The organism is Allobosea sp. 05T422_2, assembly GCF_056396265.1.
In genome coordinates this window covers 1-8,679 of record NZ_JBFTLD010000277.1, presented here as the reverse complement: position 1 = coordinate 8,679, position 8,679 = coordinate 1, and the positions used below count along the sequence as shown (strand labels likewise).

Genomic DNA, 8,679 nt, shown 5'->3' with positions numbered 1-8,679 from the left:
GCCTGGTGCAGCCGCCGCCGTGCTGACGAGCGGGTCCGCGCCGATGTTCAGTGTGCCAATCGATCCGGTCTGCGCAGCGACCACAACAGAAGGCGCGGCAACGACGCCTTCGTTCGCAATCGTGAGCGTGCCCGTGCCATTGTTGCCAATGTTCACCCCCGAGATGTTGCTCCAGGTGGAGCCAGTGTCGGTCACCGTGACCGTGCCCCGCGAGCCCAAAGAACCGCCAACCAACCCGAGGAGATCGGTTACAGTGCCGCCGTCCGCGATCATGAGCACGCCCGTGCCCGCACTGCCGACCACAACGTTTCCGCTATTCGTCCACTTGGAGCCCGCGCCGGCCACCGTCACCATACCCGTCGCGCCGGCAAACGATCCCAGCACGCCACTAGTATTGGTCACGCTCCCACGGCTTTGGATCGTGAGTGAGCCGGTGCCCGAATCGCCGATATTGAGGACGCCACTGACATCCCAGGCGGATGCAGGCCCAGTTACCGTGACCGTACCCGTCGAGCCGGCAGACTCACCGACGGAGCCCCCAAAAGAACTGATCACCCTGCCGCCATCTTCGATTCTTAGAACCCCCGTACCTAGTCGGCCCACAAAGAGGAGGGCATTTGACCACGTGGAGCCGGTGCCGGTCACGGTCACCGTACCATTCGAGCCAAGCCTGCCGCCAATGAACCCGCCCCCAAACGGGAGGGTGGTCAATGTCCCGCCCTCCTGGATTGTGAGCGCCCCAACCCCATCCACGCCGACGGACACTTGAGAGGCCTGCGCGGGCAAGCCCGAGATCACCGTCGGAAACGGCGTCGTGGTGTCAATGACCGTGAAGTTCTGGTTCGTCGGAACACTACCGGGATTCCAATTGCCAGCCGTAAACCAATCAGATGATCCCGCTCCGGCGGTCCAATCTCTGAGGTTCTGGGCGCGTGTCGAAACCGTAGAGGCTGCGAGAAGTGCGATTGTCACCAGCGCCGTGTACGAGCCAAATCTCAAGCCGCGTGCMAGCAACCCCGAGTGTGGCGTAGTCGCCGCGATAAGCCGGCGGATTCGATGTCTTGCGCTAGCGCCCGGCAGCACATGTCCCAAATCCATTTTCGCGCCCTTTTGCGTACAGCCCGCGAACGTGATCGGTAGGCGATCGCGTTGCGAGCAGTCGAAGTCAGAAGCAAAGGCAGAGGCTGATCAGAATCGGATAGGCTACGCGTGACGATGCTCAGAGAAAGCACCGGCGATATCTACAAAATGTTTACGAGGGCATGTTTGTCGTCAATGCGGACCCATATATTTTGAGGTTCCGTTGCACGAACGCCACGATTCCAGCTGAAATTTTTGATCGGCGCAGTTACTGGGCCGACGGAGGCAGGCATTGTGACCATAGGGAAGTGATCCTGACCTGCCGCTGAACTTCAATCTAGCGATGTCTGCTTTCGGGCAGTCCGCCAATGTTTGTCGGTAGCGCGCTTATGCCAGCGGGTTCAGCGTGACGAACTTCTGATTTCCACCCTCCTGCGACCTTCGGAATGTCTGCAAACGGGCAAGACCACCGCGCCCGCCCACGACCCGGAAGGCCGGTCGTGGGCGGGTACCAAGCGATAGATTTCTCTGCACTGACGTGGGCAGGCCCGTGAAGGGTGTGCGACGCCGACGAGGGGGCGGCGACGCCATCTTGAATGATGCGACGGTTGGCCAAGCTCACGGCTGAGGAACAAACTTTCCCATCAACTTGCGTCGGCGTGACTTGCCCAATCCGTTATGTTTGCGGGTTCAATCCGTCAGTCTGATGGACTTCTCGCTGCACAGATCGATGAGGTCACTATCGCTCTCGACCTCGTCGCTGAACTTGGCAAGGACGGAGTAGCTGCAGCCCGCGGGCTTGTTCAGTTTGAGGGCAATGCTCTTGCCGRGCCCGAGCGGCTTGGTGAGCTTGGCGATCAGGCGCGGCTGCTCGCCCGAGGTCGTGATTTCCAGGGAAGCCAGTGGCGCGGTACGCGCGTTCGTCACCTTCACTTGAGCTGGCGGCTTGGGTGATTGGGCGACCGCGGGAGCAGTCGCGAAGCAAACGAATAGAGCGGCGCCGAACAGGCCGGCAGAAATAACGGGCTTATAATTCATTGTTGTTTCGTTCCCCGAATAGCGAGCTTGAAACGCTCCTGCATATCTCACAACGGTCTTTCGGGGAAAACAAGCAGTCAAACGAGGCTTGGAGTGCCGGTAGCAGGTTGCGGACGGCAGTCGAGTAGAAGCTGTCCCCGTTCGATGCATGGATGAGCGGCGCCGCAAAGATATTCTCCGCCAGCCGCCGCCCCTCCAGCAGGGAATCGCCTCCACGCAGTCGATGCAGGTCAACAAGACCGGCCAGGGCGATGACGAACCGGGAACGATCGAGCCGGCAACAACCTAACGGGTGCGAAAATCCGACCTATCCGTGCAAGTTTCCGCACGCACGCACGCATCGTCAGCGGCGATGGGCTGTCGGTCGGGTCTCGCCTGCCAGAGGGCGTAGCTGGGCCATGTCCGCGAATGGACACTCTTGGCCGGATTTCGGCTTCCGACCCAATACGCTTGTGTGACACCCCTTCGAGGTCCATAAACAATGCTCCAATGAGTGACGTTGATGGTTTCTCACCGTGGTTTGCGAACGCATGTGAGGGCTTCGAACACGTCGGTCTGGATGGGCGGCGGGGGCCGGAAAAGCGGTTCATTGAACGCGAGGAGCCCGGACATGAGCGAAGTCTTCAACTCGGAAGGGATCACACGTCGACGCGGCCTTTCGTTGTTGTGGTCGGCGGCCGTATTGACCCTGACAGGGACTGCAGCGGTACTGAAGTCATCACAGTCCYAGGCCGAAACCACCGGTATGAACCGGCGTCAGGATCGGCGCACTGGACGGGACGTTCGACGCACTGATCGGCGTACTAACCGTACGGAAAGACGCGTAGAGCGCMGAAACTGAGTGACCGGCGAAGCTGCCGCGTTTCGGGGCTCGACCCAACTCCCGCTCAAGGCCGCGCCCCGGCCTCGGGTCCATGACCATTGAACTTCGGCTTCCCGCCCTTCTCAGACCATGGCGAGGTCCGCTTTGCGGCAAGCTCGCCAATGTCAGGTCTCGGGCGAGCACCTGATCACCGCTCTCGACCCAAGTGAGACTTTCAAGCCTGTACCACCTGGGGGCCGAAGTTGATCTAAAGCCGGCATTCAGAAGGTCCGCTTGCCGGCGGCAGCGCGATAAGGCCGGTCCGGAACCTTGACCGTGTGAAGACGCCCCAGGCAGACACAATACCTGCTCGGCGAGGAGACCGGATCGTGCGTTCGCGTCAGGCGTGGACCGCCACCTTCCTTTGCCAAGCCGGTGCTGCGTTGTACCTGCCGTCATTTGGCGGTCGCGCCCTCCAGGGCCGGTGCCGCCTCGGGCGGCCGCTCGGACGCCTCTATCACGACCGGCGAGCTTATTCGGAACCATGCGACGTACAGCGCCGGTAGGAATATCAGCGTCAGCCCTGTCGCGACCGCAAGCCCGCCCATGATAGCGTAGGCCATCGGGCCCCAAAACACCGTTGGGGCAATTGGAATCATGCCCAGGATCGCCGCCGCCGCTGTTAGCAGGATGGGACGGAAGCGGTGCACCGTTGCCTCTACGACGGCATCCCACGGATGCAGCCCATGGGCTCTTTCCGTCTCGATCTGGTCGATCAGGATCACCGAGTTGCGCGCGATCATGCCGACAAGCGCGAGGACACCCAGGATGGCGACGAACCCGAGCGGCTTGTTCACCAGCAGAAGAGCCAGAACGACCCCGATCAGACCCAGGGGCGCCACGCTCAGCACCAGGAACAGGCGCTGGAAGCTTTGGAGCTGCACCATGAGCAGAATGAGCATCAGCGCAAACATGAGGGGAACGACCGCGATCACCGACGCCTGCGACTTGGCGCTCTCCTCCGCCGTGCCGCCGACGGCCACGTTGTAGCCGCCGGGCAGGCTCGCAATCAGCTTGTCCATCCTGGGGGCCAGCTCCTCGACGATCGATGCCGACTGGGCGCCGGGAGCGACATCCGCCTGCACGACGAGGCTCGGCACCCGATCCCGCCGCCAGACGAGCGGAAACTCCAGACCGTAATCCACGGATGCGAGCTGGGTGATCGGCACCGTCCGGCCGTTCGGCAGCGGAAGCTGAAGATCGCGCAGGGCCGCCAGCGAGGTGCGTTGCTCGCTGCCGGCGCGGACGACGACGTCGATGAGGTAGATGCCGTCCCGCACCTGGGTTACCGACGCGCCGGTCACGACACCGTTGAGGGCCTGAGCCACATCCTGGGAGTTTAGGCCCAGCAGCCGGGCCTCGTCCTGGTTGACACGGATCTGAAAGGTTCGTGCCGGCTCGATCCACTCGAAGTTGATCTTCTGGACATACGAATCCGAGCCCATCACGTCGGCGACCTTGAATGCGGTCTCACGGACGGTGTTCACGTCGGGTCCGGTGACGCGATACTGCAACGGCCAACCCACAGGCGGCCCAAGCTCAAGCGGATACACCCKGGCGACGACGCTCGGGAACTCAGTCTCCAGCACCCTCTCCAAGCGGGCCCTGACCCGCTCCCGGGCCTCAAGGTTCTTCGTGACGATCACCGCCTGCGAGAAGAAGTCATTCGGGAGCTGGACATTCAGCGGTAGATAGAACCGGACGGCGCCACGGCCCACATAGGTGCTCCAGTGGTCGATCTCGCCGTCACCCTTCAGGATACCGTCGAGCCGGCTGACCACGGTCTCGCTCGCTTGGATCGAGGCATTCTGAGGAAGCTTGAGATCGACGAGCAGTTCGGGCCGGTCCGAGGCTGGGAAGAACTGCTGCGGGACGAAGCGCATTCCGTAGAGCGCGAGCCCAAACAGGACAAGCGTCGCCAGGATGGTGGCCCAGCGCGCCCGCATGGCGACGATGAGAAAACGCCGGAACGCCCGCATCAGCCGCCCCGGCTCGGCATGGGCGTGCTTCGCTTGCCTGGGCAGGAGCCAGACCCCGAGCAGCGGCGAGAAGAGCACGGCGACGAACCACGACGCGACGAGCGCGATGCCGACCACGGCGAAGATCGAGAAGGTGTATTCCCCAGCGGAGCTGCGGGCGAAGCCAATGGGGACGAAGCCCGCCACGGTGACCAGGGTGCCGGTCAGCATGGGGAACGCGACCGACGTGTAGGCAAAGGTGGCGGCGTCCTCCTTGCTGGCGCCCTGTTCGAGCCGCGTGATCATCGTCTCGACCGTGATCATGGCGTCGTCCACCAGGAGGCCGAGKGAGATGATGAGCGCGCCGAGCGAGATCCGTTGCAGGTCGATGCCGGCATACGCCATCGTCATGAACACCATGGCGAGAACCAGCGGGATCGACAGCGCGACGACTGCGCCCGCCCGCAGACCGAGGCTGAGGAAGCTGATCACCAGAACGATGGCGACGGCCTCCCATAGTGTCTTCATGAATTCCTTGATCGAGTGCTCGACCGTCACCGGCTGGTCGGCCACGAGCACAGGCTCGATCCCAATGGGCAGGTCCACTCGGATCGCTGCCATGGCATTTGCGATATTCCGGCCGAGCGCCAGCACGTCGCCGCCGTCCCGCATGGAAATGGCAATCCCGATGGCGGGCTGTCCGTTGGCCCTGAACATCGGTTGAGGCGGATCGCCGTAGGCGCGCCGGACCGTGGCGATGTCGCTCAGGCGGATGATGCGCCCGTTGGCAACGAAATTGACCGCCAGCAGGTCCTGCTCGGAGCGGAACTCTCCCGATACCCGGATCAGGAGCTTCTCGTTGCCGGTCTCGACCACCCCCGCGGGGGCGACGGCATTCTGCTTCTGAAGGGTCGCGACGAGGGCGGCATTGTCGAGCCCGAGCCCTGCGAGTTGCTCGGTCGAGAACTCGATATAGATTTTCTCGTCCTGCGCCCCGACGACGTCGATCTTGGACACGTCGCGCACCAGGAGAAGCCGCGAGCGGGTATCCTCGACGTAGTCGCGCAGCTCGCGGTGGGTGAACCCACTGGCAGTGAAGCCGTAGACGATCCCATAGGTGTCGCCGAACTCGTCGTTGAAGCCCGGGCCGGTCACTCCCTGGGGCAAGGTGTTCCGGATGTCGCCGATCTTCTTGCGGACCTGGTACCAGATGTCAGGGACGTTCCGGGCCGCAACCTCGCCTTTCAAGTTGACGAAGATCGTCGTCTGGCCGGGTGTCGTGTAACTGCGGATGTAGTCGAGATGCGGGGTCTCCTGGAGCTTCCGTTCGAGGCGCTCAGTAACCTGCTGAAGCGTGTTGTTAAGGGTCGCGCCGGGCCATCCAGCGCTGACAATCATGGTCTTGACGGAGAATGCCGGATCCTCGGCCCGCCCCAGGGCAAAGTAGGAGGCGCTCCCCGCAGTCAGGACGATGAGCATCAGGAAAACGATGAAGGAACGATGGTGGATTGCCCACTCGGACAGATTGAGCCTCATGACGTAGCTCCGAGCAGTCGGACCTTCTGCCTAGGTCGCAGGGCCTGGACGCCAGCGGTGACGACGACGTCGCCGGCTTCGATGCCCTGGGAGATAGTCACGCTGGCCGGGTCGTAGCGGACCACGTCGATATTGCGCAGTGACACGGTTTGCGCGGCGGGATCGACCACCCAGACCGCCGGACGTCCATTCGCTTCGGTCAGCGCCGTTGCCGGGACCTCAATCACCTCGCCGGAGGTCTCGGAGACCCGCCCGACCACGGTCGAGCCGAGACGCATGGCGGTGGGCGGGTCCGTCAGACCGACCTTCACCTGGTAGGTACGCGTGACCGGATCGGCTTGCGGTGCGATCTCCCGCACCCTGCCGATGGCCTTCACGGTGGCGTCGTCCGCCAACGCGATGGTGATGGTCGCCTGACGCGGCCTCATGCGGACGAGTTGCGCCGGCACGTCGAACACGGCGTCCCGCCCGCCCTGACGAGCGACCTGGACGATCATTTGCCCGGCCCTCACCACCTCGCCGGGCTCCGCCCCTTTGGCGGTCACGGTGCCGGGTGCGTCAGCCTGGAGTTCGGTGTAGCCGAGCTGGTCCTGGGCGTTGCGCAACTGCGCCTGTGAGGAATCCACCTGCGCCTCGGTGGTCTGCAACGACTGCTGGGCGTCATCAAACTGGGCGCGGGTCGTGTAACCCTTCTGGAGCAGGCTCTGTTGCCGCCCGAAGGTGTTCCTCGCCTGGGTAAGCTGACCCTGCGCGGCCGACAGGCTGGCCTGAGCCGAGCGGAGGGCATTCTGCGGGTTCTGCGGGTCAAGCCGCGCCACGACCTGACCGGGCTTGACCTGATCGCCGACATTGACCGGCCGCTCCAGCATGCGACCGTCGATGCGGAAGGCGAGGCTGACCTCATTCTGGGCCCGGATCTGTCCGGTCAGGGACACGGATTGCTCATCGGCGCGGCGCTCGACCGTAATGGTTTTGACGGGCCGGATCTCCGGTGCCGGGGCTTCGGCCTGCTGGCACGCGCCCAGCAGCCCGAGCAGGATCAGTGCGGGCCAAGGGGTTGTGCGCCCCGGAGTACTTGAGACGGCGCCGATAGACATGCCCATGGCATCCTCCCGAGCGCGCGAGCGGCAATCTCATGATCGCGTCCCGATCAGGGTGCGACCGTCGACATGCCGTGCCCCTTGTCACCGGCGAGAGGCCGCGCCGCAAAGGTCAGCGAGGAAGTGCTATACAAAATACGCCTCTTGCCGGGGGCCGCAAGCCGCGTTCGTGGTCGTGCGGCTGCCCTCGACCAAGCCTTACGGCCCTACGGCGACGAACAGGAACGCCGCAAAACATGACCTGGTGAACCTGGCGCGAAGGTCGTTGACGCGAGCGCTGCCCGGAACCAGAAGGCCGAGGGGGCAGCCATGGGCCAGTTCCGGCCGAGATAGTGCACCGAGGTCGATGTCCGAACTGGATCCGGAAGCGGGTGTTCGGCTCGCTTATGCGCCGTGCCTTACGGCACCACCGCAAAGAACAAGAAAACGGCGAAGAGGACCAGATGCACGACTCCCTGAAGCACCGTGGTCCGGCCGGTGCCCAAGGTGATYACGCTGATAAGCAGCGTCAGCGCCAGCAGGACTTGATCCTTTGCATCCAGGCCGAGTGTGAGCGGCTGCCCAAGCATGATCGAAACAGCAGCAACGGCCGGTATGGTCATGCCGATTGTCGCGAGCGCGGATCCCAGCGCCAGGTTCAAACTGGTCTGCATTCGATTGCCCGAGGCCGCGCTCCTTCGGGCAGTAGCACCAGCGCAGCGATGATAATTCCCACGACGGCTTTCGGCACCCTAAGGCGCGTTACTCCAAGTTCCACCATGGGCGTCAGAAATTTGGCGAGACCGACGACGGCGACCAGGGAGACGAAAAGAAGGCCGGCGCTCAGAACAGCGATTCCGTTAGTGGGAGGAGGCGCGTGCACTTCCTCGTTGTCGGTTTGGAGTGGGAGGAAGTAATCGCGGTGCCGTACGGTCTGGACGAAAACAAAGGAGCTATAGAGCACCAGAGACACAAGCCCAGCGAAGACGAGTTGCGATATGCTGTATTGCGGACCGAGTTCGCTGGCCGCAAAGTTTGGAAGGATCAGGGTGAGGCCGGTCAGCGCGGCTAACACCGCCAAGGCCGCGCTCGCCCCCTGGAGTTGAAATCCCTGTTCGTGGTAGCG

The 8,679-nt window shown here is 63.2% G+C and carries 6 protein-coding genes and 1 pseudogene; 1 reads left to right on the top strand and 6 read right to left on the bottom strand.

The annotated features are described in order from the left end of the window. Nucleotides 1-711, bottom strand: a pseudogene (locus AC1DJT_RS30810) (autotransporter domain-containing protein); the annotation flags it as partial. Nucleotides 712-1,770: 1,059 nt separating this feature from the next. After that, nucleotides 1,771-2,007, bottom strand: a complete 237-nt coding sequence (locus tag AC1DJT_RS30805; RefSeq protein WP_476835540.1) for a hypothetical protein — start codon at nt 2,005-2,007, stop codon at nt 1,771-1,773. 259 nt (nt 2,008-2,266) lie between these two features. On the opposite strand from AC1DJT_RS30805, the gene AC1DJT_RS30800 reads away from it, so the two are divergent. Beyond that, nucleotides 2,267-2,407 carry a hypothetical protein gene (locus AC1DJT_RS30800; protein WP_476770996.1) on the top strand — a complete coding sequence of 47 codons (141 nt, stop codon included), beginning with the start codon at nt 2,267-2,269 and terminating at the stop codon, nt 2,405-2,407. A 968-nt stretch (nt 2,408-3,375) separates the two neighbouring features. Here the strand turns inward: AC1DJT_RS30800 and AC1DJT_RS30795 are convergent. The 4 genes from AC1DJT_RS30795 to AC1DJT_RS30780 form a co-directional block, all read right to left on the bottom strand. Then, on the bottom strand, nt 3,376-6,474 hold the full coding sequence (locus AC1DJT_RS30795; protein ID WP_476769429.1) for an efflux RND transporter permease subunit: 3,099 nt from the start codon (nt 6,472-6,474) through the stop codon (nt 3,376-3,378). Continuing rightward, the gene (locus tag AC1DJT_RS30790) at nt 6,471-7,577 is read right to left on the bottom strand and encodes an efflux RND transporter periplasmic adaptor subunit (protein WP_476769430.1); all 1,107 of its coding nucleotides are present in this window, start codon (nt 7,575-7,577) and stop codon (nt 6,471-6,473) included. The genes AC1DJT_RS30795 and AC1DJT_RS30790 overlap by 4 nt, the downstream gene beginning before the upstream one ends. Nucleotides 7,578-7,972: 395 nt before the next feature. After that, nucleotides 7,973-8,227 (bottom strand): hypothetical protein, encoded by a 255-nt coding sequence (locus AC1DJT_RS30785; protein WP_476835539.1) that lies wholly within the window; start codon nt 8,225-8,227, stop codon nt 7,973-7,975. Beyond that, on the bottom strand, nt 8,212-8,679 hold a 468-nt coding region (locus AC1DJT_RS30780; protein WP_476835538.1), incomplete at its 5' end, for a calcium:cation antiporter. The genes AC1DJT_RS30785 and AC1DJT_RS30780, both read right to left, overlap by 16 nt.